Source organism: Corynebacterium durum (assembly GCF_030408675.1).
Classification (GTDB): Bacteria; Actinomycetota; Actinomycetes; order Mycobacteriales; family Mycobacteriaceae; genus Corynebacterium; species Corynebacterium durum.
In genome coordinates this window covers 1,074,947-1,099,715 of the sequence record NZ_CP047200.1, presented here as the reverse complement: position 1 = coordinate 1,099,715, position 24,769 = coordinate 1,074,947, and the positions used below count along the sequence as shown (strand labels likewise).

Below are 24,769 nucleotides of genomic sequence, written 5' to 3'. Positions count from 1 at the left end.
TAAGCCCGTTACGTGGGAAAAGGCAAGTTGAAAGCAGGCTGCCGGTAGCCATTGCGCGACCACCTGCTTGCACTATTCCATTATTTTAGTATTTTAAAACTATGGACTCGATGAAACCTCCGACCAGCGAACAGCCGCCTTCGCAACTGCCCTCGCAACGCGAGCAAGAACTAGACCGCAGGCTCACCACGATTGAGGCGCGGCTTGCCGCGTTGGAAGAACACGTACCTAAAGAAACGGCGACCACACCAACCGGAACCAAGCAGGTAGACAACGATGCCGATACCTACTGGGCACTCACCGAACTGTCATCGCGAAACAACACTGCCGACAACACCGGTGCCGTCATGTTCGCAGGTCACGTCACCACCAGCGAGCAAGAAGCCATGTACCAGTGGACTCGCCCCACCGACTTCTTCCTCACCAGCAGCTGGGACGATCCCATGACACGCCTTACCGCGCTGGCACATCCGGTGCGGGGAACCATCCTCCGCACGCTTCTCGACGCCCCGGCTACCGCAGCACAACTTGCCGAAAAAAATGTGGTCACCTCTACCGGAACGGCGTATCACCACCTCAACGCCCTCATGGCCGCTGGTTGGATCAGCAAAAAACCCACCGGGGACTTCAGTATTCGAGTCAGCAGGATCGTCCCCTTGCTCACCATCCTCGCGTGCTGCGAAGACCACTAACAAGAAAGGCGTAACCGCGTGAAAATCAAGCCGCGACACCTGACTGCCGGGACAGTCGCAAGCCTTATTGCCATTACAATCCTTGTAGCAGGCTTGACTTTTGGCCCCAAACACATCACAGTAGCGCAGACGGCAACGGGCGACCCCGAGCTCGCTGGTCACCTCGCGCAGCACGCGCCGAAGGGTGCGCACAACCTTGCCGCGGCGGTCGTCGATAGTGATGGTGCTGTGAAGTTCGCTGGGCTTGGTGCGGACGAGAATACAGAGTTTGAAATTGGGTCTGTGAGTAAAACCTTCACGGCTGAGCTTCTTCGGCAGGCGGTAGAGCGTGGAGAGGTCACCTTAGACACCACCGTTGGCGAGATTCTGGACGATGCCGATATGTCCACGTCAGACATCACACTGAAGGAACTCGCCACCCACACATCAGGGCTGCCGCGGATTCTTGGTATATCGGCCTTCGCAGTGGCGATCAGTATGCAGCGAAAACAGAACCCATATGATGGCTTTACCACTCAGAGAATTCTGGAGGAAGCCCGCACCGCAACTCTCGCAGACCGCGGCACGTACAACTACTCCAATTTTGGAATGGCGCTGCTCGGGCATCTGCTGGCGCGACGGGCAGGTACAACCTACGCGCAGCTTGCTCAAGAACGCATCTTCACTCCCCTTGGCATGAGCAACACCTACGTCATGACTCCCGAAACAACACCCGCAAACGCACCGCGTGGGCTGGACATTACTGGACACCCCACCGCCGTATGGGACGACGAAGGGTACGGGCCGGCCGGCGGAATTCGGTCAAACGCCACTGACATGACTCGCTTTATGAAGCATCTGCTAGCCCAAGGACTCCCCAATTACACCTGGGTACGCGAGCAGGACGTGGCCTGGCACAACGGCATGACCGGCGGCTTCGCATCCATGCTGGTGATTGACCCACGGAACCACAACGCCAGTTTCGTAGCCAATGACAGCAACGTAGCTATTGATGAGCTCGGAATGGAACTGCCACGATGAATCCAGCCATTGTCAGCACGATTTTGACCGTCCTCATACTCTTCATTGCAGCTCGTTCACTTCGCCGACGACGCCGCCCTGGGATCGCGCTACTAGATTGCGGTGTCAACTGTGCCATAGTGTTCTTCATCGCCAACGGCGGCGGTATCGCCTGGACAAGCCAGATATCCGTTGTCCTGTGGTGGCTCACCGTGGCGCTCTGCGCAGCCGGAACAGCTTGTAGCATATTCACTTATCTGCTAACGTTGCGTTCGGATTAAAAAGGAGTTCTCCACATGTAATAGCAACGTCCCCTCCCGCACCGCTGACCACTGCTTTAAGAGCACAAGCACCCAGCGGGATTTCATCGTTGCCATCTTTTCCCTTTTTGCATGTGGAGTCACCATGTCTACCAACCCGTACGGGTTCCCCATCACTATTCCCGGCTCAAAAGCCCCAGTTCGCATGTGGTCACCGCTTTACGACGTCGACCACACCACTCAACAGCAAATCCGCAACGCATCTCTCCTTCCGTGGGTTCACGGCGTCGCCGTCATGCCCGATGTTCACGCAGGCGCTGGCGTGACTGTTGGAAGCGTCATCGCCATGCACGGTGCCGTTTCACCGGCCGCTGTCGGCGTGGATATTGGTTGCGGAATGATGGCGGTAAAAACAACCGCCACACTTTCCGATCTGCCCGATAACCTAGCCGGCATCCGCGCCGCCTGGGAAAACGTTGTTCCCGTTGGTTTTGCCAAGCATAAAACCCATGCCGCACTGCTGGGGCGAGACGGTTTTATGCGCCGCGATGTCAAGAAGCTTTTCTCACGTTTCACTAATCTCCGCGTTGATGTCTCCGCAAAGGAAAACAACGCGGTCCGGCAATGCGGAACGCTCGGCAGCGGCAACCACTTCATCGAGTTGTGCAGCGACGACCACGGCATTCTGTGGCTGATGTTGCATTCCGGGTCACGCAATATCGGTAAGGAAATCGCCGAGCGGCACATCTATCGCGCGAAACACCTGGAATGGAACAGCGATATTCCAGACCGCAACCTCGCTGTATTCTTGCACCGCGACCAGGACGGCACAGAATACAAGGAATGGGCCGACTACCTTCATGACATCTACTGGGCACAGGAATACGCCCTGCTCAACCGACGCATCATGATGGGCTCCATCAAAGCCGCCTTACAGAACATCCTTCCGCAGGTTGCCTTTACCCAGGAAATCAACTGTCACCACAACTACGTCTCTGAGGAAACCTACGACGGTCTTGACTTGGTAATCACCCGTAAAGGGGCAATCAGCGCGCAAACAGGTGAATTGGGCATCATTCCGGGTTCGATGGGAACCGGCTCATACATTGTGCGCGGGCTGGGAAATACAGCATCGTATTGTTCCGCCTCTCACGGTGCTGGCCGAACAATGAGTCGTGGAGCAGCAAGGCAGGCATTCACGCTTGACGACCTGATCGAGCAAACCCGTGGCGTGGAATGCAGAAAAGACTACGGGGTTCTTGATGAAATCCCCGGTGCCTACAAAGACTTGAGCCAGGTTCTCTCACACGAGGTAGACCTGGTGGAAATTGTGACCAAACTCGACACACTACTGTGCATCAAAGGATAGAAAATGAGTAACAACAATCGCTACGTGCGACTCAGCAAAACAATGTCCGTCGCACTACGGCATGACCCCGATTCTTTCGGAATCGAACTAGACGAAGGAGGCTGGGTGGACGTGGATAAACTTCTCGATGCCCTGCGCAAACATAAGCGCTGGGAGGGCATCACCGAAGAGGACTTCCACACGGTCATGAGCGTTTCAGATAAGAAGCGTTTCGAAATCAGCGATGGTCACATCCGCGCGCTCTACGGCCATTCCATCCCCATGAAGATCGTTAAAGAACCAACCACCCCTCCCACGTTGCTCTATCACGGTACCGCCAGGCGGAATCTGGATAATATTCTCCAACAGGGCATTCTTCCCATGTCACGCCAATATGTGCACATGTCGGAGGACGTAGAAACAGCAACGAAAGTGGGGCGTCGAAAAGCGCAGGACATTGTGATCCTGGCAATAAACACACAGGCAGAACCGGGGGTGCTGTTCTACTGTGGCAATGATCAAACATGGCTCGCCGACCGCGTTCCGCCCAGTATGATTGAGGTTCTGAACTAACCTCATTTCGCATTGGGAAGCACGCATGACTCAGAACAATGATCATCTGCGGATCGGTGATACCGAGCGCATCCACGCACTTGACGCCCTCAGCCGCCACTACGCCGACGGCAGGCTTGACGACGCCGAGTTCAACCGCCGCTCCGACATCATCACCACCGCAACCACCCAAGGCGAACTGCGGGAACAATTCGCTGACCTCCCAGGAGGATTCCCATTCACGGCCGACACCACAGGCGCACTTGTCCCCTATGAACAGGCCGAAAGCCACTCACTTGTCGCAGATGTAGATCCCGAGGCCAAAGAACTGGAAAAACTCAAGAAAAAAGGCAAGATCATCAACCTCATTGATGGGTTGAACGGCACTGTCTCTCTGGCCGCATTCTTCCTGCTGATGTTTGTATTCAACGTCTCCTACGCGTGGCTTGTCTTCCTAGCAGTTCCCGCCATTGGCGCAGGTGCACGCCTACTTTTGCGCTTCGATGAATCAGAGGAAGACGCCTACGACAAATACCAGGAACTAGCGCAGAAACAACGTGCCCAGCGCCTCGAACAAGCAGCATTCAAGATGCAGGAACTGGAAAACAGGAACCGTGAGGGGAGATAGTTACTGAATATTACCTAGCATCTTTTACCGTTGCCCCACTCTTAGAGTAAGTGGCAGTAATTAAAATCTATATGACAATCAGATTTGACATACCGCAGCACATAGCTGTGACAATATCAAATATTCTCACGATACCCCTCTAACGCGGGAGCAGTTTTAGTTGGGATAAACTCGATAATTTCATAATCAGCAATTCCTGCCTGATTAAACGGATCTTCAGAGATTATTCCTTCAACCTGTTTCCTACTGTCTGCCTGCATCACTATCACGCCCCCAACCCGAGGTTCCTTACGGCCAGACATCAAAAATATTCCCTGCTCATAATAGCGTTCAAGGTACGCCACATGATCAGGAAGATGGGCTTCTACATCAGATAGTCTTTTGACGTAAGTGAGCGATACAATAAACATGAAGTTCATCGTATCACCAACTCGGGCATCAGAAATCTTTTAATTTCATTGAATAAAAGGCCGACAAGCTCACATTCAAGCTTGTCGGCCTTGTGTGTTCGGTTACTGCTCTAGCGGCAGCACGACCTACGGTCTATTCTTCGCTGGTTTCCTTTGCTTTCTTGCTGCGTGGGGACAGCCAGGTTGCCAGGATTCCGATGACAAAGAGCAGGAGGAACAGCCACCAGACGCCTGTCCACTGAGATGAGTGTTCGTTGCCGTTGCTGCTTGCGCTGTATTTGGCCAGATCGGGGCCATGTTCGCCTTCACCAGTGGATGCGACAGCGAGTGTGACATTCACGGGTTCACTACCCGCATCGGCAGGTGCATTGTGGCGGACAGCTACAAGCTGCTCACCCGCCAGGAAGGAGGTGTTAACAGCGCCAGCCTTCTTCATGTTGGCCCACCGAATCGGCTCGGTAGCAAACGTTGCCGAGGTAGCCTCATCAGCGTTCAAAACCACGTTGCCTTCGCTGCGGTCAGTCCCGTCTGCGCCGCCGTCGGTCGTGGCGGACAGGTGATTGTACAGCGGGCTGAAAGCCTGCCAGCTGATGCTGTGATCGTTTTTGCCTGCAGCTTGTGCCTCAAGGTGCATCTGCAAGCGCTGTCCGTCTTTGACGGGAACCCTGAACCACTGAGTTTCGCCCGGTTTGAGAGCAGCGGTGTACGTTCCCGCCTTGACGCTGGGTGCGGCCGCAACGTTGGTGTTGGTCGGAAGTTCACCAGCGACGTCGCCAAGCGGAAGGTCAGCAATCTTTGGTTTGCTGGAGGATTGAGGCAATTTGGCGTCATCAACCTGCGGAACAGCCCAGGTGGAAATACGGATGGGCAGATCCTTGTCAGCGGCGAGTTCGCCTGTGCGCTTAAGCACGAGGTCGTACTTACCGGGCGGGCAGTCGGTACCCTTCTTGATTTCTTTCGAAAGTAGCGAGGCGGATTGTGCACCCGTGAAGTTGCCGTCTACCTTGACTTTTTCTGAGGTGGCGACGCAGGCCTTCCCCTTGGGGTTGAGGAGTTCAGGGGTGACAGTTAGCTCCTTGCCCTTGGCGCTCACATTACCCTCAGGAGTCGGAATCAAGAATCCAACGTTGAGTTGCTGACCTTCCTTCAGCGTCACAGACCAGTGGCGTTCCTGGTCTTTCGAATCGCCACTTACAGCCGGAAGTGAGTCAGTGAACAGCTGCTGGTGAATACGCCCGTCACGGGTCGTACCCACAGCAAGCGTGGGGGCACCGTCAGCCTTGTTTGTGCCCTTCATGTCCTTAGCTGCGGTCTGGGTTGCAGAGGCAGCCTCAGAGCTTTCAGAGGCCTTAGCCGTGGTGGAATTTTCGGTTGACTTCTTGTCTTCGGTCTTCGTCTCGGACTTTTCGTCAGACCTGGGAGTCTCTGCCTTGGATTCCTCCGCCTTGGGCTCCTCAGATTTTTCGGCAGACTTTTCGTCAGACTTCGACGTTTCAGCCTTGCTTGGCTCGCCGTTCGCCTTCGATTCGGAAGACTTCTCAGCGGACTTTTCGGCCGACTTGTCTACAGACTTGTCCTCGCTCTTGTCGCCGTCATGCTTATGCCCATCGTGCTTGTGGGTGTCCTTCTTGCCACCCTTATCACCGTCATGCTTGTGCCCGTCATGATCGCCGCTGTCTTTCTTGTCAGCGTCTTTCTTATCCGCGTCCTTCTTATCACCTTTACCTGCATCGTTTGCTGCAGCTGCGCCTTGAGCAGACAATGCGGTGACGAGTGTGCTGACGGATGCTTCGTCGGTGGCATCAGCGTAGGTGCCGCCGCCTGCTGCTGCGAGTTCTTTCAGCTGTTCGCGGACGGTTTCGTCGGCGTTGAGGCCAACAACATCAATGGTGACATTGCTGTTGCGCTTGTGAATGTCGCGGGCAACCTCAGCCATCTCTGGCGGTGCACAGGTGTCAATGCCGTCAGAAACTAGCACGATGTGGCGCTTGTTATTTTCTGTCTTCTTTGTGTCCAGGGTCTTTTCGGCCGCGAGGAGTGCCGGGCCGATCGGGGTGTATCCGCTGGCAACCAGGCCGTCGATCTGGGCAGCAATTTCGTCGCGCGAACCGCCGAGAGGCACCAGGGTTTGGACGTCTTTACAACCAGCTTCTTTTTCTTCGTCGCTGTTTCCGGTGCCAGTACCGTAGGTCAGCAGAGCAAGTTGCTGGTCACCCGGCAGTTCGCCGAGGAGGGTGTGTGCCACACGGTTGGCAGTGTTGGTGCGTAGTTCACCGGAGCCATCAGGTGCCCACATGGAGCCGGAGGCGTCGATAATCAGCGCGGTGTCTGGGTGTTCAGACGATGGCTCAGCGCTGCTAGCGAGTGGGGCGTGCATCCCAATGAGAGTGCACGCTGTTGTTAATGCGGCAACGCCAACACGCATGCGTCCCGGACCAGTGTGAGGCATGCGTGTTCCTAATAGGGTTGTGAATCTCATGTTTTCTATTAGAAAGAATTCTAAGCACATCCGCTACTACTTTGATAAACTTTTATCATTTTTTAAGAATATTCTTATAAAACGGACGATATTTTGAGATTTATGCCACATCAAGAGAGTGACACGACAACGCAAAATCACATCAATACCTGTGCTACCCAGCGACTATATATCACGACATCTACGACACACTATGGACCACATCGCCGGATAAGCACTACTGCTAAGATCATACCTTCGCAGTGTCATTTCCTCAGTTTCAGCCCCACTTAAACAGCCGTGCCCCGAGAGCGCCGAAGATAACGATCATACCGAGCAACACGGCCGTCGCAACGCCATAGTCGGACCACGCGTGACCCGCCCACAGCCCTTGCATCAATTCCACCAGGTGCCGCAGTGGGGAAAACTGCGTGGCATGCCGCACCCCGCTCGGCAACGCCTCCATCGGAATGAAAGCGCCGGACGTGATCATCAATACAATCATCACGCCGTTACCAATACCGGTTGCCGCCGCCGCTGACGGATACACCGCAGCCAGCGTGTATCCCAGCGCCAGGAACGCAATAAGCCCACACGCCCCCGCGACTAGCACGAGCAGAACACTCCCCTGCGCCCGGACGCCAAACATCAGCATTCCAACAATCAGGGCCAGAACCACACCGGTCATCCCCACAAGGAAATGAACGGTCACGTCCGCCGCCACGTACGTCCACGACTTCAACGGTGTGGCGCGAAGACGCGCAAGGGCACCGCTTTCACGCAGTTGCAGCTGCGTTGCGGGCAGCATTAGGATTCCCATAATCGCCACTATCAGCGACGACATCGCCGGAAGCGTGGCGTCCACAAAGCCCTTACCGTCAAACTGTGGTGTTGGATCGTTACCAAAGATTGTGCCAAGTATCACCACCAAGAGCGGTGGAAAAATGAGGGTGAAAAACAGTCCGACAGGTTCACGCAGCATGGATCTGGCAAGGGTTATCACCAGGGTTCGGTACGCGCGCATCAGTGTTCCTTCCGCAGTGTGCGTCCAGTGAGATTAAGAAAAACGTCCTCCAGACCCGGCGTCGTCGTGTTCATATCATGCACAGCAAGTCCGGCCTGGGTGAGGTAAGCCAACACATTTTGAGCAAACGCTCCCCGCCCCTTAACGACGACCGCGTCACCGTCGCCGTTCACGCCAGTCACCCCTTGTACCGATGCCAGCTCCGCTAGCGCAGGGGTATTGAGGGCGGGCGAGTTGAGATTGAGCCGCAGCGTGGAGTCCCCACCGTAGCGCTGGATGAGCCCCGCCACGGTGTCCAGCGCGACGAGCTTTCCGCTGTCTATGATGGCCACGCGATCACAGAGTGCTTCAGCTTCTTCCATATAATGCGTGGTCAGAACGACAGTTTTGCCACGGTCACGGATGCCACGCACAACGTCCCACATGGCAAGTCGCGCCTGCGGATCAAGAGCAGTAGTCAGCTCATCGAGGAAAAGCAGCTCGGGATCATGGATAAGGGCAAGGGCGATAAATACTCGTTGGCGTTCACCGCCAGACAACTTAGTAACAAAAGAGCGCTCTTTCACGCCAATACCAAGCAGATCCAGCAACGGCCGCCACGGAACAGGATTGTCATAGAAAGAAGAAAATAGTTGCAGCGCTTCGCCAACTTTGAGCCTGGGCAACAACGCGGCTTGTTGCAGCTGAATCCCGGTTCGTTGCACCAGCTGATGCATGTCTTTTATAGGGTGCATTCCCAGGACGTCAATAGTCCCGGATGCTGGGGCGTCTAACCCTTCAATACAGCTGAGGAGCGTAGTCTTTCCCGCCCCATTTGGTCCGATGATTCCAAAAATCTCGTTATCTTCGACAGTGAAGCTCACCCCATCCACGGCAGTAAGTTCGCCGAAACGCCGGGTTACATCGCGACACACGATTGCACTCATCACAACTCCTCGGTTGCATCGCATGATTGCTTTCCAACCCCAACCCTACGACGGTAATACTTGTATTACAAGTGTTACTCAACACACGTACGGGATGTACCGATTCCGACGGCATACGCCTACATTTCCTACACGTCATCCCCAGCGACGTAGGTAATGCGCCCCTCTAACACTGGCGTTGTCACTCCCCCGTTGGTGTTCAGATGCAGAAACCCCAGCGCGGGCAGCCGCGCCTCAACCACCCCCTGACGCACTGCCAACGCCGCCCCCACCAGAATGTCCTCGTAACTATCCACCGTGGCCCGCGCATTACGCTGCCTGATCAGCTCGCTTATCGACGCCCTGCTTCGCGGATCATCCCGCCATGCCTGCGATGCGTGCTCTAGCCACCACGTCCGCGATGACCCCCAGCAACGCCGTTACATCATCTGATGTGGTGGTGCGCCCCAGCGTAAAGCGGATCGCACCGCGCGCATCATGTTCAGACACCCCCATGGCCAACAGCACTTCGCTGGCGCGGTTGACTCCGCTGGAGCAGGCTGATCCTGTGGAGCACTCGAAGCCGAGGGAGTCGAGCAGCATAATCAAGCTGTCCCCCTCCGCACCCGGGAAGGAAAGGTGCAGGTGACCGGGCAACGCCTCTGCTGGAGTGTGCACAATAACGTCATCAACCTGCGAAAGGATCCCGGCGCGCAGCTGATCCCGCAGTGCGGCAACCCGCTGCATCTCCGCATCCATCTCGTTGATTGCTTCTTTCAAAGCCGCAGCAGTACCCACTGCCCCCGCCACATCGGCGGTGCCTGGGCGAATGCCGCGTTCCTGCCCGCCTCCGAAAAGTACTCCTGTTGGGGCTGGGGACCGCGCTGCAAGCAGCAGTCCTGTCCCCCGGGGGCCACCGAATTTGTGGGCGCTGGCGGCCAGGGTTGTAGCGCCGGATTGCGCGAAGGATACGGGGATGTGGCCTACGGCTTGCACGGCGTCGATATGCACCGGGGTAGCCTGCGTGGCGGCGGCCGACACAACGTCACTGATGGGCTGGATGGCACCAGTTTCGTTGTTGGCCCACATGCAGCTGGCCAACGCAGCAGGGGTGTCCAACGTGTCCCCGACGCCAACCACCCCTGAAGGCGAGACCGGTAGCCAGCTCACCTCGACCTCAGCACCTGCGGCAAGCCCGCGTACGGTCTCTAATGCTGCTGGATGCTCAATGGGCGAGCTGACGATGCGGTGGGAATCACTCGCCCGGTACAGCCCTTGGATGGCGATGTTGTCGGCTTCGGTTCCTGATGCCGTGAAGATAACTTCGATGGGTTCACAGTCCAGCAGTAAGGCAATATCTTCCCGTGCCTGTTCCAGGGCGGCGCGTGCGCGGCGCCCTGTTGCGTATTGCCCACCCGGGTTGAGTAGCGTTGATGCCTCCAACCATGCTTCCCGCGCACAGTCGCGCATGGGTGTGGTTGCTGCGTGGTCGAGGTAGACGGGCGGCATTGTCCCTGTTATCCCCGCTTCTTTATTTCTTCGATGAGCTTCGGTGTGATGTCAAATAGGTCGCCCACAACACCGAGGTCGGCGATCTCAAACAGGGGCGCATCCTCATCGTTGTTGATCACAATGATCTTCTTCGCAGTCTGCATGCCGGATTTGTGCTGGATGGCACCAGACACACCGAGGCCGATGTACAGGTCAGGCGAGACGGTCACGCCGGTTTGCCCGATCTGGAATTGTCCGGGGTAGTAGCCGGAGTCCACAACGTCGCGGGTGACACCCACGGCACCGCCGAGGGCGTCGGCAAGCGGTTCCACGATGTCCGTGAAACCTTCAGCGGATCCGACGCCGCGGCCGCCAGCGACGACCACTTTGGCTTGGGCAAGGTCGGGGCGGTTACCGCGTTCGGCGGGCGTAAATCCGGTGACCACGGGTTCTGTGGCGTTGGCCCCTGGAAGTTCCAGCGCAACGAGTTCACCTGCGGCAGCTTCGGGGGCAGCATCAACCACCCCGCGGCGCAGGGTGTAGATGGGACTGTTGCCGCTGGCGGCTGCGGTGACGGCAACAGTGTCTCCAAAGATAGACATGGCAGCAGTGCCGTCGGCGTTCACACCAACCACGTCGTAGAGCGCACCCGAGGCGAGACGAGCGGCGAGGCGACCTGCGATTTCATTCCCAGTAACGCCCGCAGCGATGAGCAGCGGCGCTGGGTTGGCACCGGCGAGTATAGACAGGGCGTCGGTAGCCGGGATGACCACGCGGGAGTCTGCGGAGGGGGTCTCGGCGGCAACGATCTGTGCGGCACCCCATTCGGCAAGTTGTGGGGTGAAGGCTGCGGCGGTTCCGGGGGTTCCCACTACAACAGCGCTGACCACGCCAAAGGCGCGTCCGGCGGTGATGAGTTCGGCGGTTACTGGGTCAAGTTCACCGTTAGAGTGCTCGACCAGAATGTAGGCAAAGGACATGGGGTTTTCTCCAAATCAGACGAACGGCACTCAGATGAACTTTTCAGCGGCGAGGAAGTCCGCAATGACGGTGGCGGCATCGCCGTGGTCCACCACAATCTGGCCTTGGCTGCGCTCTGGGCGAGTTTCAGCACTATGAACCGTTGTTGCAGCATGTGCCAAACCAACGTGTTCGGGGGCTACCCCAATATCGGCAAGGCTGAGGTGCCGGATAGTGGCGGCTTTGGCAGCACGGATGCCCTGGAAGTTGGCAAAGCGCGGCTTGTCGGATTTTTCCGTTACAGACACCAGCGCAGGCAAAGGTGCCTCCAAGGTGTATTCACCTTCCATGACCTCGCGGATACCGGTGAGTTTTCCGTCAACAAGGTCACAGGAGCGCAAGCTGGTGAGCGCTGGAATCTGACGATATTCGGCGATAATACCTGGCAGCGCGCCCGTCGCACCGTCGGAAGAGGCAACTCCGGTGACAATTAACTGGACGTCATCAATAGCGTTGATGGCGTTGTGAAGTGCCCAAGCGGTACCGAGGGCGTCGGAGCCTTTCAGCGCATCGTCGACAAGTAACACCGCTTCATCAGCACCCATGGCGAGTGCTTTGCGCAGCGCATCTTCAGCGCGTTCCGGCCCGGCGCTGAGCGTCACAACCCGGAAACCCTCGTTGGAGTCCCGCAGCGCTAGTGCTTTTTCCACAGCGTACTCGTTGATTTCATCAATAACTTCGGTAACGCTCTCGCGGTCTAGCGTGTAGTCGGGGTTTAAGGAATGCTCCGACCAGGAATCAGGAACGTTTTTCACCAGAACCACAATCGTGGGCATAGTGCAGTCGCCTTTCCGTATTGTCATGTCTCAATTATGTAACTCGCAGCTAGTTTAGTCTGACCAGTCTAGGTATGCATAGACAACTCAGGTCATACTAACTTGATGACGGATTATCCGCGCCGGGCCCCACTCGCGGACCACACACCAAGGCCACACCAGCAGCCCTGATGCGCGTACACACCAGGGTCAGCGGGCGCTTTCCACCCAGTTTCAGCTGTTTGCGCAGCTTATCCGGGTTCACATCCACGCCACGCACCAGGATTTCCAGGCTCCCACAATCCAGCTCCCGCAGCAGGCGTTTCACGTCTTTCATTTTCTTCAGCGGCAGCTGCGCCACAAACTCAGCACCCGTGTGGCCCGCCGGTATTCGATCCCCTGTGAGGTATGCGATCCGTTCATCCAGCATCCACAGCCCCTCCCGCACCGCCATCTGGCGCACCAGCCCCGCCCGCACAATCGCTCCATCCGGGTCGATAATAAAACGCCCCGGCGCGCCCGCCAGGTCCTCACCAGGGCGATCGTTCATATCAGAGTTCAACACATCCGCCGATTGCTTATCGACGCCCCCGTTCTCACCGCCGCGCAACACCACAGCTTCCCTGCCCCGCCCAAAATGCTGGCTGTACAAGCAGGTTTCCTTCACCTTGCCGTCCACACTCACTACACTGACTAATCCGGACCACTGGCTGTAATCGATGCCCGGCGCGCACTTCACGGCTAGCGGCACATCAGGCCATGCCGCGATCAACTCCGGCAGGGGTGGAATAAGGTGCGCAGGGTCACTGATGCGACGTCCACCGTCACGGCGTGCTGGATCAGCAATAACACAACCCACATCGTTGAGCTGAATCGCGGGAACAAGCGCATCTGCCGCGTAGATCAAGGAGCTGGTACCCACGAGATTGTGGCGCGCCATGTCAAGTCGGGCCAGGTCCACATCGGAACCTGCGTATCGCAGTCCAGCCCTGGAGACCGCCAATCCCTCCGTTCCCACTGAACAGGTCACATCAGCGACAAGCGCGCCTTCCCCCGCAATGTCACGAATTTTTTCCGCACGCACATCCGCTACCGCAGACGGTGTGGCCTGCTGCGCCGATTCGTAGCAGAAAAGCCAGCGTGCGCGGGCGTCGTCACGCAATTTTTCCGAAGCCGCGCGACGGGCATGAAGCAGTTCGCCAACGGCGCGGGCGTGGTCACCGAAACGACCACGCAACACACCCATGTCCGCAATGAGGGTGTTTTTATTCATCTGCAGCCCCTGCTCCGCATCAGAAATATCCCCCTGATGCGCAATCAGAAACCGGACTTCGTCCCGGGTGTAACTCATACCCTACGGGCGAAGAAACGTCCGTCGATCCTATCAATCTGAATCGGCTGGTGGAACGTCTTAGACAAATTGTCGCTGGTCAGCACCTGATCAATCAAGCCCTGAGCAACCACCTCACCCGAATCCAGCAACATAGCATGGGTGAATCCAGCAGGAATTTCCTCCACATGGTGGGTGATCATCACCATCGCCGGGGCGTCCGGATCCACGGCCAATTCCCCCAGGTAGCCAACCAAATCCTCACGGCCACCCAGGTCCAAACCCGCGCCGGGTTCATCCAGCAACAGCAGCTCTGGGTTGGTCATCAACGCACGGGCAATAAGTACGCGCTTTTTCTCCCCCTCGCTGAGCGTTCCCCACATGCGGTCCTTCAAGTGCGAAGCACCTACCTGCTCCAATACAGCGTCTGCGTGGCCGAAATCCATGTCATTGTATTCCTCGCGCCACCGCCCAAGAATGGCGTAGCCTGCGGAAACCACCAGGTCACTGACTTGCTCTTCCGTCGGGATGCGGTTAGCCAGAGCGGAAGACGACATACCAATCATGGTGCGCAGGTCACGCATATCTGTCTTGCCCAGTTGTTCACCCATGATGTGCGCAATGCCGCTGGACGGAAATTCCTCAGCCCCAGCCAAACGCATAAGAGTGGTTTTGCCTGCACCATTAGGCCCAAGAACCACCCAGCGTTCATCTAATTCAACTTTCCACGTCAGCGGACCAACAAGGTTTCTGCCACCTCGGATGAAAGAAACGTCGTCAAAATCGATAAGCAAATCTGGATTAAAATCGTTCACCTTCTCCATCATGGTGGAAAGTGCAGGAAAAATCACTATTTTCAGCCGTGTCCCGCTACTTTTGTTGATCTAGACTTTTAGGGAGTCGGTCTCAGGCAGTGCGCACGGGCAGACATCCAGGTTTTCGTAACGTTTACGTAACGCAGTTTCTCGCCGCACTACCTGTAGCAGACCTCAAGAATGCGAATACACCACATCCATCACCCGCGCATCAGCGTTGGGTCCCTGCAATCGGAAGGTAATAAACTGTGACCGGACGACTTGGAATAGACGACGTCCGCCCCGTTGTGTCAGGCGGAGCCTATCCATCTAAAGCTGTTGTGGGGGAACTTATCCCTGTTTTTGCTTTTGTATGGCGTGAAGGCCATGACGCGCTCTCCGCGACCCTCAACGTGAAAGGCCCCGATGATTCATCTGTGGCCCCGCGCACCAAGCGGATACCCATGCAGCGCAGCGATGATGACCCAGACCAAGTCAATGCCATTTTCGTTCCCGATGTACCCGGTCGTTGGACTTTCCGCGTGGATGTATGGTCCGATCCGCTCGCCACATGGCGGCACGCTGTGACCGCAAAGATTGAGGCCGGACAGTCCGCTGAAGAACTTGCCAATGATCTTGAGCATGGCGCCCGGTTGTTTGAAAAAGCCGCGAAAGCTGTCCCCAAAGCGCAACGTCCGCACCTTCAGGACGTGGCGCAATCGCTGCGTGGCAATGGCGACCTACGTGCTCGCGTCGCACCCGGATTGTCCCGCGAAACTTTAAACATTCTTGAGCTTCATCCACTGCGTGAACTACTCACGCGCGGCAAAGGTCACAAGGTTAATGTAGAGCGTCGTAAAGCCTTGGTGAGCTCTTGGTACGAATTCTTCCCCCGCTCCACGGGCGGCTGGGACGAGAACGGCAACCCGGTGCACGGCACCTTCGCCACCGCCGCCGAAGAACTGGACCGTGTGGCACGGATGGGCTTTGACACTGTGTACTTCCCGCCGATCCACCCGATCGGCGAGGTCAACCGCAAGGGTCGCAACAACACTCTTGACCCCGAACCACACGATGTAGGCTCCCCGTGGGCTATCGGTTCAGAAGCCGGTGGCCACGATGCGGTACACCCGCAACTGGGCACCATTAAGGATTTCGACGCCCTGATGGCCAAGGCCAAGAAGCTGGGTCTTGAGGTGGCCCTGGACTTGGCGTTGCAGTGCGCGCCTGATCACCCCTGGGCCGCAGAGCACCCCGAATGGTTCACCGTGTTGCCGGACGGCACGATTGCCTATGCAGAAAACCCACCGAAGAAATACCAGGACATTTACCCCCTGAACTTCGACAACGATCAAAAGGGCATCTACAAGGAAATTCTCCGCGTGGTGCAGTACTGGATCAAACATGGTGTGCGCACATTCCGCGTAGATAACCCCCACACCAAGCCAGCAAACTTCTGGGAATGGTTGATTTCCACTGTGCATGAAACCCACCCTGAAGTGATTTTCCTGGCCGAGGCGTTCACCCGCCGCCCACGCCTCTATGGCTTGGCCAAGGTTGGGTTCTCCCAGAACTACACGTATTTCACCTGGCAGACCAACAAATACGAACTCACACAGTTTGGCGAGGAAATCTCCCGTATGGCTGACATCAGCCGTCCGAATCTGTTTGTGAACACCCCGGATATTCTGCACGCATCGTTGCAGCACGGCGGTCGGGGAATGTTCGCCATTCGCGCCGCTCTCGCTGCCACCTTGTCTCCACTGTGGGGTGTCTATTCGGGCTACGAACTCTATGAAAACCAGGCGGTGAAGCCTGGCAGCGAAGAATACATGAACAGCGAAAAATATGAGCTTCGCCCCCGCGATTTCGACGCGGCGTTGGAGAACAACGATTCGCTGGAGCCGTTCATCACCGCCCTGAACCGCATCCGCAAGGACAACCCGGCGTTGCAGCAGCTACGTAACATCTACTTCCACCAGATTGATAACGACAACCTGATTGCGTACTCCAAGGTTGATGCGCTGACAGGCAACTGCATTCTGGTGATTGTGAACTTGGACCCCTATAACGCCCAGGAAGGCACCATCCACCTGAACCTACCGGAACTGGGCCTGGATATGGATTCCACGTTCGAGGTCTACGACGAGATTACCGGTGCCACCTACCACTGGGGAACGCACAATTTCGTGCGTCTGGAACCGTGGAACAACGTCGCCCATGTGTTCGTCCTTCCAGAGATTCCTGCCAACAGGCGCGAAAAACTGGCATGGTTGCATGTAGACGAATATCGCGGCTAAAACCCGCCCCCTATGTCCCTTCTGAAGATAGGAACTACCATTGACCCCCGCACCTGAGCACGATCCCCGCTTCATTTTCGAAGAAGACCTGCACCGCCTACGTCACTGCCAACACCACGATCCTCATGGTTTCTACGGTTGGCACGCCGTTGACGGAGGTGCGGTGGTGCGCACCCGCCAACTAGGAGCGGAGCGCGTTGAGCTGCTTATCAACGGCCGCAGTCCTGTTGACATGGACCCCATTGGCGACGACATCTTCGCCATCTGGCTTGACGACGCCCAGCCGCAGGACTATCGCCTGCGCATCACCTGGCCCAACCAGGATCCCATCACCACCGCCGATCCTTACTATTTCCTACCCACACTTGGCGAAACGGACATCTACCTCATTTCCGAAGGCCGTCACGAACGTCTCTGGGAGGTTCTTGGTTCCACTGTGCGCAGCTACACCACCGTCATGGGTGAGGTCCACGGCACGTCCTTCGCTGTTTGGGCACCCAACGCCATCGGTGTTGCCGTGGTGGGCGACTTTTGCGGATGGAACTCATCCCAATACCCCATGCGCTCCCTCGGAAGTTCCGGGATCTGGGAACTGTTCATTCCGAACGTCGGTGACGGCGACGTGTACAAGTACGCCATCCAGACACGTGAAGGTCACCGCCGTGACAAGGCCGACCCATTGGCTAAGCTCTCGGAGACCCCACCGCGCACGGGTTCGGTGGTCACTACCTCCCAGTACACATGGCAGGACAGTGAGTGGATGGAGCGTCGAGAAGCGATCAACAACATCGACGCACCCATCAGCGTGTATGAGGTGCACCTTGGGTCCTGGAAGCAGGGACTGAGCTACAGCGACCTCGCCACAGAACTGGTGGATTACGTAGTCGAGCAAGGCTTTACCCACGTCGAGTTCTTACCCGTCGCGGAACACCCCTTCGGTGGTTCCTGGGGATATCAGGTGTCCGGCTACTTCGCACCCAGTTCCCGCTGGGGCACCCCTGATGAATTCCGTGCCCTTGTTGATGCCTTCCACCAACACGGCATCGGTGTGCTGGTGGACTGGGTGCCGGGGCACTTCCCCAAGGACGATTTCGCCCTCGCCCGCTTCGACGGTGAAGCCCTCTACGAGCACCCTGACTGGCGGCGCGGCGAGCAGAAAGAATGGGGCACCTACGTTTTTGATTTCGGCCGCACCGAGGTCCGCAACTTCCTAGTGGCCAATGCCCTCTACTGGCTCGACGAGTTCCACATTGATGGCCTGCGTGTTGACGCCGTGGCCTCCATGCTCTACCTCGATTATTCCCGCAAAGACGGCGAATGGCTGCCCAACCAATACGGCGGCCGCGAAAATCTTGACGCCGTGCAACTCCTGCAGGAAGTCAACGCCACCGTCCACCGCGCCTTCCCTGGGGTTCTCACCGTTGCCGAAGAATCAACCTCTTGGCCTGGCGTGACCGCCCCCACCGAAGAGGGTGGTCTTGGCTTCTCCTTGAAGTGGAACATGGGCTGGATGAACGACACCCTGGAGTACTTCTCCAAGGACCCCGTGCACCGCGAATACCACCACAATGAGATCACTTTCTCCATGGTGTACGCCTACTCGGAGAAGTTCATCCTGCCGTTCTCCCACGATGAGGTCGTCCACGGGAAAGGCTCCTTGTGGAACCGCATGCCCGGCGATGCCTGGAACAAAGCAGCAGGTCTCCGCAGCCTATTCGCCTATATGTGGGCGCACCCCGGCAAGAACCTGCTTTTCCAAGGCCAGGAGTTTGGTCAGATAGAGGAATGGTCCGAGGCCCGCTCTATTGACTGGTATGACATGGAAGGCTGGGAAGGCGAATATCACTGCGGCATCAATGCCTTGGTCCGCACCCTGAACAGCCTGTACAAGGAACTGCCCGCACTGTATTCGCAGGACCACAACTATGAAGGGTTCAGTTGGGCCAAGTCCGACGACGCAAGCCACAACGTTCTGGCGTTCCACCGACACGGCACTGACGGCTCCAAGCTACTCTGCGTGTTCAACTTTGGTGGAGCATCCCATCTGGGGTACACACTCGGCGTGCCGGAAGGCGGCCAGTGGGTGCGCATCCTCAACACGGATGACGGAATCTACGAAGGTGCCGACAACGACCTTCCTACTGAGGTTGAGGCCGTGTCCTTCCCCTGGGATGGATACGACTTCTCCGTGCAACTTCACGTGCCCGCCATGAGCGGCCAGTGGTACTGCTGGGAACCAGAGAAGTAATTAATTTCCTCCGGACATAACGCGCAGCGTCTAGAAGATCCATCATGGTGCTTCTAGACGCTGTTTCACTGCCACACAGTGCGCGGGTTCAGAAAAGAGCATTCGCCATCCGCGCACGAGCATCAGCCACGCGCGGGTCGCCCGCATCAAACAGAGCAAACAACTCCACCATGCGAGTACGCACCCGCTCCTTATCTTTCATAATTACTGCCAACAGGCGATCAAATGCCTGTTCCACCTTACCTGCGGCTATCTCGGCATCAGCGGCAGTCAGAGCAAGATCGACATCGCCCGGCGCGGCGTCGGCACACGCAATGGGATCAGCCTCGCCATCAGCCATGGCGGCCGAAATACGGGCAAGGAATCGGGCATTATCGCGGGCAGCTTTAGCCTCAGCATTGGCCGGTTCTTGAGCGAGGATGGAATCATAGACGGCAATTGCAGCATCAAAATCGCCGTTATTCAGTGCCTCTGTAGCGGGCTCAAAGCGCGGATCCTCGGGGGTGCTCTGCGCTGGAGCACCCTGCGCACCCTCATCATCCGATCCCTCAGCAGCTGCGTCACTCAACCCGACGAGCTTGCCCTCAACGGCCGAGACCACGGCAGTAGTCCACTGCTGAAGTGCCTCCAACGGTTGACCGCCCTGGAAATCAGCGAGTGGGCGGCCGTCGGCAAGCGCAATAACAGTGGGAAGCCCGGTAACGCCGAGCATCTGGGCTAATTCCGGCGTGGCATCTGCATCAAGGTAGGCGAAAATCCAGGCGAGGTTGGCCTGTGTTGCTAGCGTGGTAAAGTCAGCGCGAAGCTGTTCGGATTGCTCACTCCGGGACGTTCCTACCAGCACAATCACTGGAACCTGTAAGGAGCGACGCACCACATCATGCTCAAAATTCTCTTGCGTAATGGTTAACGTCGGTGCCACACTACCGGCAGGCTGGCGGCTAGCCTGGGCACGTGCCTCCGCGCGGGCTTTGACCTCACCAAGGTCGATGGCTCCGGCAACAAAACGGTCAGGCGTCGTCATTCTTTTGTCCTTTCTTTATTGCGATAGGTGGCGTTCCACCGACTCAACTTTAGCCGTAATTTGATTCGTGTACCCGGGCCGGATATCGGCCTTCAGCACCAGCGACACGCGTGGCGATACCTCCAACACAGCGTCGGTGGCGCGTTTGATCACAGACATGACCTCATCCCACTCCCCTTCCACCAAGGTGAACATGGCGTTTGTCTCATTGGGCAGCCCGGATTCTCGGACGATCTTGATGGCAGCGGACACCGCCTCTGACATTTCGGCCTGGTTATTGGGGGTTTCGGTGGGGGCGACGGAGAAAGCAATAATCATGAGTTACAGGGTAGTCACATGATGAGGTTCATTGTGACTTTTGGCGCATTGTGTCAGCGATCGGACTACACTTGTAGGCATGACTCATGATATTTCTTCCATTGATATTCCCCACGAGTACGTCATCTGCCTCGATCACGTAGGCATCGCCGTGCCGGATCTTGACGCCGCCGTTGAGTTCTACCGCTCCAACTTCGGCTGGGTGAACCACCACCAGGAAACCAATGAGGAGCAGGGTGTCGTGGAGGCCATGATCGGCCCGAAGAACCTTGGTGCCACCGATGGCATGGTGCAGCTCCTCGCTCCGCTGAACGAGGACTCCACCATCGCCAAATTCATCGATAAAAAAGGCCCTGGCCTGCAGCAGATGTGCGTGCGCACCAACAACATTGACGCACTGAGCGAGCACCTGCGCGCACAGGGAACCCGCCTGCTGTACCCCGAACCCAAAATCGGCACCGGCGGAGCACGCATCAACTTCGTTCACCCGAAAGACGCTAACGGCGTTCTTCTCGAAATCACCGAACCAGCCTCCTAACCAACCGCTTATCGACGCCGTTCCCAGCACGGCTTGTGCCAATGCCTACGGTCGTCCGCACCCCGCCCGTAATCCCGTGGCCACGCAACAATGTGTGCCACGCCGGGCGGGATATTTTGATTGCATCCTGGGCACACGTAGTATTTCTTCGCCGCAGCCGATCCCATGTGCCGCACCAGATATATTTCCCCAAACGCATCCTGCGTCTGGGTGCCAAAATACGCAGCGCCATCCTGAGGCAGCTGACGAGACGGAGTCGTATTCAACCGCCTATTTTTTCGTGGCATGCTGCACCGCTTTCCTCACTGATCCTCTAGAAGAGCCGAAGCTCATCAGATTCAATGCCGCGCAACGCCTGATAGTCCAACGTCACGCATCGGATTCCGCGATCCTCCGCCAGCGTCCGAGCCTGTGGCTTAATCTCCTGCGCCGCAAAGACCCCCTGCACCGGCTTCAACAGCTCATCCCTGTTCAGCAGCTCCAAATACCGTGACAGCTGCTCTACACCATCAATACCACCGCGACGTTTAATCTCCACAGCAACCGTTGCGCCGTCGCTATCCCGGCACAAAATATCCACCGGGCCAATCGCCGTCGGGTATTCACGGCGGATCAGCGTATACCCATCCCCCAATGTGGTGATGTGATCGGCTAACAGCTCCTGAAGATGCGTCTCCACCCCATCCTTAACCAGCCCGGGATCCTCGCCGAGGTCGTAGTAGTAATCCGAATGCACCGCCTCCAACGTGATGCGCAGCTGCTCCCCCTTCTTGTTCTCCACGATCCACATGCGCACGCCCACATCCTGCCCGTCTACATCGGTAATCTCCTGCTCCTCCAGGGTGCATGGCGGTGTCATCCAGTTCAATGGCTTATATGCACGGTCATCAGCGTGAATGGACACAGACCCATCGGCCTTGACCATCAACAAACGATCCGCCATCGGAAGGTGCGCTTCCAACCGGCCAACATAATCCACGGAGCAACGGGCAATGACAAGACGCATTCCCCTACCTTATCCCACACCCAACAAAAATCCGGTCAATCCGGTGTGTGCTAGCGGCCACCCAATTCCCGGGCCTGCTGTATTGCAAAATGACGCATAGCCTGGCGCGGATTCACCCGAATCACCTGACGCGTTGGCGCTGACTCCAACCAGGCAATAAACGCCGTATCCCCACGGTTTTCAAACGCCAACTCATATTCCGTGCCCGCAATCTCGATCAACAAAATACGAGTGTTCGGGTGCATGTACAGCACCTCGTTCGAGGTTGGCTCGCGGCGAGCCAGCACCTTCAAATCCCCTCGCATAACAAAAAGATCCGCTCGTGGTGACAGTGATCGAAGCTTGTAATACTCAATCTTTTCACCTACGTAGCGGATCGCACCGTGCCTCCAACCGTGATCTCCCGGCGCTGGCATCTTACGCAGTAACACCGGTGTGCCCTTGGAACGCAGCGTGATAAAGCGCCATGTGGCCAGCAGAGTAATCACAATGACGGCCAGAATCAGCGCAAACCACACATATTCCATAGCGGTGTCCCTCTTGAAAGTTGCTCCAGGTGTGTGAACCTAGATGGCGTTTAAGCTGTTAACAGCTCATAGTACACTTTATTAGAGTTTTATTAAAAACTGGGGCGTTGCTTAGTGCACCCAGCCCCGTCGAACTGCGGTTTTAGATGTCTACGGCTACGTGTAAGCCGCTTCCCTTCATATCACCATGTCACATGCCGTCAACGCAAAAAAGGACCCTCCCCCATGATGGGAAGGGTCCTTAGGTCACCATGCGCAGTACGCTTCTCAACACCGCGCACTCACGACGAGCGTGTGCTCTAGGCCGTCGTTATGACTCCTGATTTCGCCGAACCGCACGCAGTTTAGCTTCACCAAGAGCCTTGGTCTCCTCATCGTCCGATGCCGCCGCAGCTTCAGCCTCAGCAACATCAATCTCGTCCACCCACACGGCGAATTCAGCAAGGATAGTTACCTTGTCCTCGGAGATCGACAGAAAACCACCCTGTACAGCGGCGACAAGCTTGTCACCATCTACAGGACGGATGACCACAACACCATTGTCAACCAGCTGGCCAAGCATAGGTTCATGGCCGGGCAACACGCCAATCTCACCCTCAGTGGTCTGCGCAGTGACGATGCTGGCCTGACCGGACCACAGCATACGTTCAACAGCAACCAGTTCAACGGCGATTTCAGCCATGTGACACGCCCCTCTACTCTCCGGTCAGCTTCTTGTATGCGGCCTCGACGTCTTCCAATCCACCCAAACCATTGAAAGCCTGCTCTGGGTAGTGGTCAAAGTCACCATTGCAGATACGCTCGAATGCCTCGATCGTCTCCTCTAGCGGCACATAAGAGCCGGGGATACCGGTGAACTTCTCTGCGACGAAGAAGTTCTGGCCAAGGAAACGCTCCAGACGGCGGGCACGCTGAACCGTGATCTTGTCTTCTTCAGACAGCTCATCCATACCAAGAATGGCGATGATGTCCTGAAGTTCTTTGTTCTTCTGCAGGATATTGATCACGCGCTGAGCCACTGCGTAGTGGCGCTCGCCCACAATGCCAGGCTCCAAAATACGAGACGTGGAGGTCAGCGGGTTCACAGCCGGGTAGATACCCTTCGAGGCAATGCCACGGTCAAGCTCGGTGGTGGCATCCAGGTGAGCGAAGGTCGTGGCCGGGGCCGGGTCGGTGTAGTCGTCGGCGGGCACGTACACGGCCTGCAGTGACGTAATCGACTTACCCTTGGTGGAGGTGATTCGCTCCTGCAGGATACCCATCTCATCAGCCAGGGTGGGCTGGTAACCCACAGCGGACGGCATACGGCCGAGCAGGGTGGACACCTCGGAACCTGCCTGCGTGAAACGGAAGATGTTGTCAATGAACAACAGCACGTCCTGGTGCTGAACATCGCGGAAGTACTCCGCCATGGTCAAGCCCGACAGAGCCACACGCATACGGACTCCTGGAGGCTCATCCATCTGACCAAAGACCAGTGCGGTGTCCTGAAGAACACCCATTTCTTCCATCTCAAGGAACAAGTCCGTACCCTCACGGGTACGTTCGCCCACACCGGCAAACACCGAGGTACCGGAGAATTCGCGAGCGATACGGGTGATCATTTCCTGGATCAACACCGTCTTGCCCACACCAGCGCCACCGAACAGGCCGATCTTTCCGCCCTTCACGTACGGGGTGAGCAGGTCAATGACCTTAATACCGGTTTCCAGAATCTCGGTCTTACCTTCAAGCTGGTCAAAAGGTGGCGGGTCGCGGTGGATGCCCCACTGCTCACCGTCACGGCCGAGACCAGGCTCGTCAAGGCAGTCACCCAGTGCGTTGAACACGTGCCCCTTCACAACGTCCCCAACCGGGACGGAAATAGGTTTGCCGCTGTCAACAACCTCGGCACCACGGACAAGACCGTCGGTTGGTGCCATGGAAATAGCACGAACCAGGTTATCGCCGAGGTGCTGTGCCACCTCAAGGGTAATGGTTTTGGCGACTGCTTCGAGGGTGACCTCGACAGTCAGTGCGTTAAACAGGGCCGGTAGCTCGCCGCGCGGGAATTCCACGTCGACGACCGGACCAATGACACGCACGACACGGCCGACGGTAGCCGCCTGCTGTGCGTTCTGCTCGTTGAGAGCTGTAGTCATA

At 56.9% G+C, this 24,769-nt stretch carries 25 protein-coding genes; 8 read left to right on the top strand and 17 right to left on the bottom strand.

The window, feature by feature from the left end:
• Window positions 1-110: 110 nt before the first annotated feature.
• The 5 genes from CDUR_RS05205 to CDUR_RS05185 all read left to right on the top strand — a co-directional run bounded on the left by CDUR_RS05205 (window position 111) and on the right by CDUR_RS05185 (window position 4,479).
• Window positions 111-692: a winged helix-turn-helix domain-containing protein gene (locus CDUR_RS05205; protein ID WP_290208078.1), complete on the top strand. Its 582-nt coding sequence runs from the start codon at window positions 111-113 to the stop codon at window positions 690-692.
• 18 nt (window positions 693-710) lie between these two features.
• Entirely contained in the window at window positions 711-1,712 is a 1,002-nt protein-coding gene (locus CDUR_RS05200; RefSeq protein ID WP_290208077.1) for a serine hydrolase domain-containing protein, read from the top strand.
• A gap of 384 nt (window positions 1,713-2,096) precedes the next feature.
• Window positions 2,097-3,320 (top strand): RtcB family protein, encoded by a 1,224-nt coding sequence (locus CDUR_RS05195; RefSeq protein WP_179417394.1) that lies wholly within the window; start codon window positions 2,097-2,099, stop codon window positions 3,318-3,320.
• Window positions 3,321-3,323: 3 nt separating this feature from the next.
• The gene (locus CDUR_RS05190; RefSeq protein WP_179417393.1) at window positions 3,324-3,872 is read left to right on the top strand and encodes an RNA 2'-phosphotransferase; all 549 of its coding nucleotides are present in this window, start codon (window positions 3,324-3,326) and stop codon (window positions 3,870-3,872) included.
• Window positions 3,873-3,897: 25 nt separating this feature from the next.
• Window positions 3,898-4,479 carry a DUF1707 SHOCT-like domain-containing protein gene (locus tag CDUR_RS05185; protein WP_179417392.1) on the top strand — a complete coding sequence of 194 codons (582 nt, stop codon included), beginning with the start codon at window positions 3,898-3,900 and terminating at the stop codon, window positions 4,477-4,479.
• Window positions 4,480-4,595: 116 nt separating this feature from the next.
• Here CDUR_RS05185 and CDUR_RS05180 read toward each other — a convergent pair whose 3' ends face one another.
• From CDUR_RS05180 to CDUR_RS05135, 10 genes are all read right to left on the bottom strand, one after another.
• A complete protein-coding gene (locus CDUR_RS05180; protein WP_179417391.1) occupies window positions 4,596-4,889 on the bottom strand; it encodes a YciI family protein in 294 nt (97 codons plus the stop codon).
• 133 nt (window positions 4,890-5,022) lie between these two features.
• Complete coding sequence (locus CDUR_RS05175) at window positions 5,023-7,338, bottom strand: vWA domain-containing protein (RefSeq protein ID WP_179417390.1); 2,316 nt, start codon at window positions 7,336-7,338, stop codon at window positions 5,023-5,025.
• A 289-nt stretch (window positions 7,339-7,627) separates the two neighbouring features.
• Window positions 7,628-8,371, bottom strand: coding sequence for an ABC transporter permease (locus CDUR_RS05170; RefSeq protein ID WP_179417389.1), 744 nt, complete (start codon window positions 8,369-8,371; stop codon window positions 7,628-7,630).
• Entirely contained in the window at window positions 8,371-9,297 is a 927-nt protein-coding gene (locus CDUR_RS05165; protein WP_179417388.1) for an ABC transporter ATP-binding protein, read from the bottom strand. The genes CDUR_RS05170 and CDUR_RS05165 overlap by 1 nt, the downstream gene beginning before the upstream one ends.
• Before the next feature lie 128 nt (window positions 9,298-9,425).
• Window positions 9,426-9,593 carry a hypothetical protein gene (locus CDUR_RS05160; protein WP_179417387.1) on the bottom strand — a complete coding sequence of 56 codons (168 nt, stop codon included), beginning with the start codon at window positions 9,591-9,593 and terminating at the stop codon, window positions 9,426-9,428.
• A 58-nt stretch (window positions 9,594-9,651) separates the two neighbouring features.
• Window positions 9,652-10,785, bottom strand: a complete 1,134-nt coding sequence (locus CDUR_RS05155) for a cysteine desulfurase family protein (RefSeq protein ID WP_179417386.1) — start codon at window positions 10,783-10,785, stop codon at window positions 9,652-9,654.
• A gap of 8 nt (window positions 10,786-10,793) precedes the next feature.
• Entirely contained in the window at window positions 10,794-11,747 is a 954-nt protein-coding gene (locus CDUR_RS05150; protein WP_179417385.1) for an electron transfer flavoprotein subunit alpha/FixB family protein, read from the bottom strand.
• 30 nt (window positions 11,748-11,777) lie between these two features.
• A complete protein-coding gene (locus tag CDUR_RS05145; RefSeq protein WP_179419030.1) occupies window positions 11,778-12,563 on the bottom strand; it encodes an electron transfer flavoprotein subunit beta/FixA family protein in 786 nt (261 codons plus the stop codon).
• A 97-nt stretch (window positions 12,564-12,660) separates the two neighbouring features.
• Window positions 12,661-13,893, bottom strand: a complete 1,233-nt coding sequence (locus CDUR_RS05140) for a THUMP-like domain-containing protein (RefSeq protein WP_179417384.1) — start codon at window positions 13,891-13,893, stop codon at window positions 12,661-12,663.
• Window positions 13,890-14,699, bottom strand: a complete 810-nt coding sequence (locus CDUR_RS05135; RefSeq protein ID WP_006061921.1) for an ABC transporter ATP-binding protein — start codon at window positions 14,697-14,699, stop codon at window positions 13,890-13,892. The genes CDUR_RS05140 and CDUR_RS05135 overlap by 4 nt, the downstream gene beginning before the upstream one ends.
• A gap of 236 nt (window positions 14,700-14,935) precedes the next feature.
• Between CDUR_RS05135 and CDUR_RS05130 the strand changes: the two genes are divergently transcribed.
• Together CDUR_RS05130 and glgB are read left to right on the top strand one after the other, a co-directional pair.
• Complete coding sequence (locus CDUR_RS05130; RefSeq protein ID WP_179417383.1) at window positions 14,936-16,966, top strand: alpha-1,4-glucan--maltose-1-phosphate maltosyltransferase; 2,031 nt, start codon at window positions 14,936-14,938, stop codon at window positions 16,964-16,966.
• Between the two features lie 40 nt (window positions 16,967-17,006).
• On the top strand, window positions 17,007-19,214 hold the full coding sequence (gene glgB / locus CDUR_RS05125) for a 1,4-alpha-glucan branching protein GlgB (protein ID WP_179417382.1): 2,208 nt from the start codon (window positions 17,007-17,009) through the stop codon (window positions 19,212-19,214).
• Between the two features lie 88 nt (window positions 19,215-19,302).
• Here the strand turns inward: glgB and CDUR_RS05120 are convergent, their stop codons facing one another.
• On the bottom strand, window positions 19,303-20,238 hold the full coding sequence (locus CDUR_RS05120) for a tetratricopeptide repeat protein (protein ID WP_179417381.1): 936 nt from the start codon (window positions 20,236-20,238) through the stop codon (window positions 19,303-19,305).
• Between the two features lie 15 nt (window positions 20,239-20,253).
• On the bottom strand, window positions 20,254-20,556 hold the full coding sequence (locus CDUR_RS05115) for an MTH1187 family thiamine-binding protein (protein WP_179417380.1): 303 nt from the start codon (window positions 20,554-20,556) through the stop codon (window positions 20,254-20,256).
• A 79-nt stretch (window positions 20,557-20,635) separates the two neighbouring features.
• Here CDUR_RS05115 and mce point away from each other — a divergent pair, with 79 nt between their 5' ends.
• Window positions 20,636-21,094 (top strand): methylmalonyl-CoA epimerase, encoded by a 459-nt coding sequence (gene mce / locus CDUR_RS05110; protein ID WP_006061916.1) that lies wholly within the window; start codon window positions 20,636-20,638, stop codon window positions 21,092-21,094.
• Between the two features lie 8 nt (window positions 21,095-21,102).
• On the opposite strand, the gene CDUR_RS05105 is transcribed toward mce, so the two are convergent.
• From CDUR_RS05105 to atpD, 5 genes are all read right to left on the bottom strand, one after another.
• Window positions 21,103-21,381, bottom strand: coding sequence for an Rv1322 family protein (locus tag CDUR_RS05105; RefSeq protein WP_006061915.1), 279 nt, complete (start codon window positions 21,379-21,381; stop codon window positions 21,103-21,105).
• A gap of 26 nt (window positions 21,382-21,407) precedes the next feature.
• Window positions 21,408-22,100, bottom strand: a complete 693-nt coding sequence (gene nucS, locus CDUR_RS05100; RefSeq protein ID WP_179417379.1) for an endonuclease NucS — start codon at window positions 22,098-22,100, stop codon at window positions 21,408-21,410.
• 50 nt (window positions 22,101-22,150) lie between these two features.
• On the bottom strand, window positions 22,151-22,627 hold the full coding sequence (locus CDUR_RS05095; protein WP_179417378.1) for a DUF2550 domain-containing protein: 477 nt from the start codon (window positions 22,625-22,627) through the stop codon (window positions 22,151-22,153).
• A 310-nt stretch (window positions 22,628-22,937) separates the two neighbouring features.
• On the bottom strand, window positions 22,938-23,309 hold the full coding sequence (locus CDUR_RS05090; protein WP_179417377.1) for a F0F1 ATP synthase subunit epsilon: 372 nt from the start codon (window positions 23,307-23,309) through the stop codon (window positions 22,938-22,940).
• A 13-nt stretch (window positions 23,310-23,322) separates the two neighbouring features.
• Window positions 23,323-24,768, bottom strand: a complete 1,446-nt coding sequence (gene atpD / locus CDUR_RS05085) for a F0F1 ATP synthase subunit beta (RefSeq protein WP_006061911.1) — start codon at window positions 24,766-24,768, stop codon at window positions 23,323-23,325.
• Window position 24,769: the final 1 nt, after the last annotated feature.

Excerpts from the sequence above, each read along its gene's own strand:
- CDUR_RS05205 (WP_290208078.1), top strand. The coding sequence starts at position 111 with ATGAAACCTCCGACCAGCGAACAGCCGCCTTCGCAACTGCCCTCGCAA.
- CDUR_RS05195 (WP_179417394.1), top strand. The coding sequence starts at position 2,097 with ATGTCTACCAACCCGTACGGGTTCCCCATCACTATTCCCGGCTCAAAA.
- CDUR_RS05190 (WP_179417393.1), top strand. The coding sequence starts at position 3,324 with ATGAGTAACAACAATCGCTACGTGCGACTCAGCAAAACAATGTCCGTC.
- CDUR_RS05185 (WP_179417392.1), top strand. The coding sequence starts at position 3,898 with ATGACTCAGAACAATGATCATCTGCGGATCGGTGATACCGAGCGCATC.
- CDUR_RS05180 (WP_179417391.1), bottom strand. The coding sequence starts at position 4,889 with ATGTTTATTGTATCGCTCACTTACGTCAAAAGACTATCTGATGTAGAA.
- CDUR_RS05175 (WP_179417390.1), bottom strand. The coding sequence starts at position 7,338 with ATGCCTCACACTGGTCCGGGACGCATGCGTGTTGGCGTTGCCGCATTA.
- CDUR_RS05170 (WP_179417389.1), bottom strand. The coding sequence starts at position 8,371 with ATGCGCGCGTACCGAACCCTGGTGATAACCCTTGCCAGATCCATGCTG.
- CDUR_RS05165 (WP_179417388.1), bottom strand. The coding sequence starts at position 9,297 with ATGAGTGCAATCGTGTGTCGCGATGTAACCCGGCGTTTCGGCGAACTT.
- CDUR_RS05155 (WP_179417386.1), bottom strand. The coding sequence starts at position 10,785 with ATGCCGCCCGTCTACCTCGACCACGCAGCAACCACACCCATGCGCGAC.
- CDUR_RS05150 (WP_179417385.1), bottom strand. The coding sequence starts at position 11,747 with ATGTCCTTTGCCTACATTCTGGTCGAGCACTCTAACGGTGAACTTGAC.
- CDUR_RS05145 (WP_179419030.1), bottom strand. The coding sequence starts at position 12,563 with ATGCCCACGATTGTGGTTCTGGTGAAAAACGTTCCTGATTCCTGGTCG.
- CDUR_RS05140 (WP_179417384.1), bottom strand. The coding sequence starts at position 13,893 with ATGAGTTACACCCGGGACGAAGTCCGGTTTCTGATTGCGCATCAGGGG.
- CDUR_RS05135 (WP_006061921.1), bottom strand. The coding sequence starts at position 14,699 with ATGATGGAGAAGGTGAACGATTTTAATCCAGATTTGCTTATCGATTTT.
- CDUR_RS05120 (WP_179417381.1), bottom strand. The coding sequence starts at position 20,238 with ATGACGACGCCTGACCGTTTTGTTGCCGGAGCCATCGACCTTGGTGAG.
- CDUR_RS05115 (WP_179417380.1), bottom strand. The coding sequence starts at position 20,556 with ATGATTATTGCTTTCTCCGTCGCCCCCACCGAAACCCCCAATAACCAG.
- mce (WP_006061916.1), top strand. The coding sequence starts at position 20,636 with ATGACTCATGATATTTCTTCCATTGATATTCCCCACGAGTACGTCATC.
- CDUR_RS05105 (WP_006061915.1), bottom strand. The coding sequence starts at position 21,381 with ATGCCACGAAAAAATAGGCGGTTGAATACGACTCCGTCTCGTCAGCTG.
- nucS (WP_179417379.1), bottom strand. The coding sequence starts at position 22,100 with ATGCGTCTTGTCATTGCCCGTTGCTCCGTGGATTATGTTGGCCGGTTG.
- CDUR_RS05095 (WP_179417378.1), bottom strand. The coding sequence starts at position 22,627 with ATGGAATATGTGTGGTTTGCGCTGATTCTGGCCGTCATTGTGATTACT.
- CDUR_RS05090 (WP_179417377.1), bottom strand. The coding sequence starts at position 23,309 with ATGGCTGAAATCGCCGTTGAACTGGTTGCTGTTGAACGTATGCTGTGG.
- atpD (WP_006061911.1), bottom strand. The coding sequence starts at position 24,768 with ATGACTACAGCTCTCAACGAGCAGAACGCACAGCAGGCGGCTACCGTC.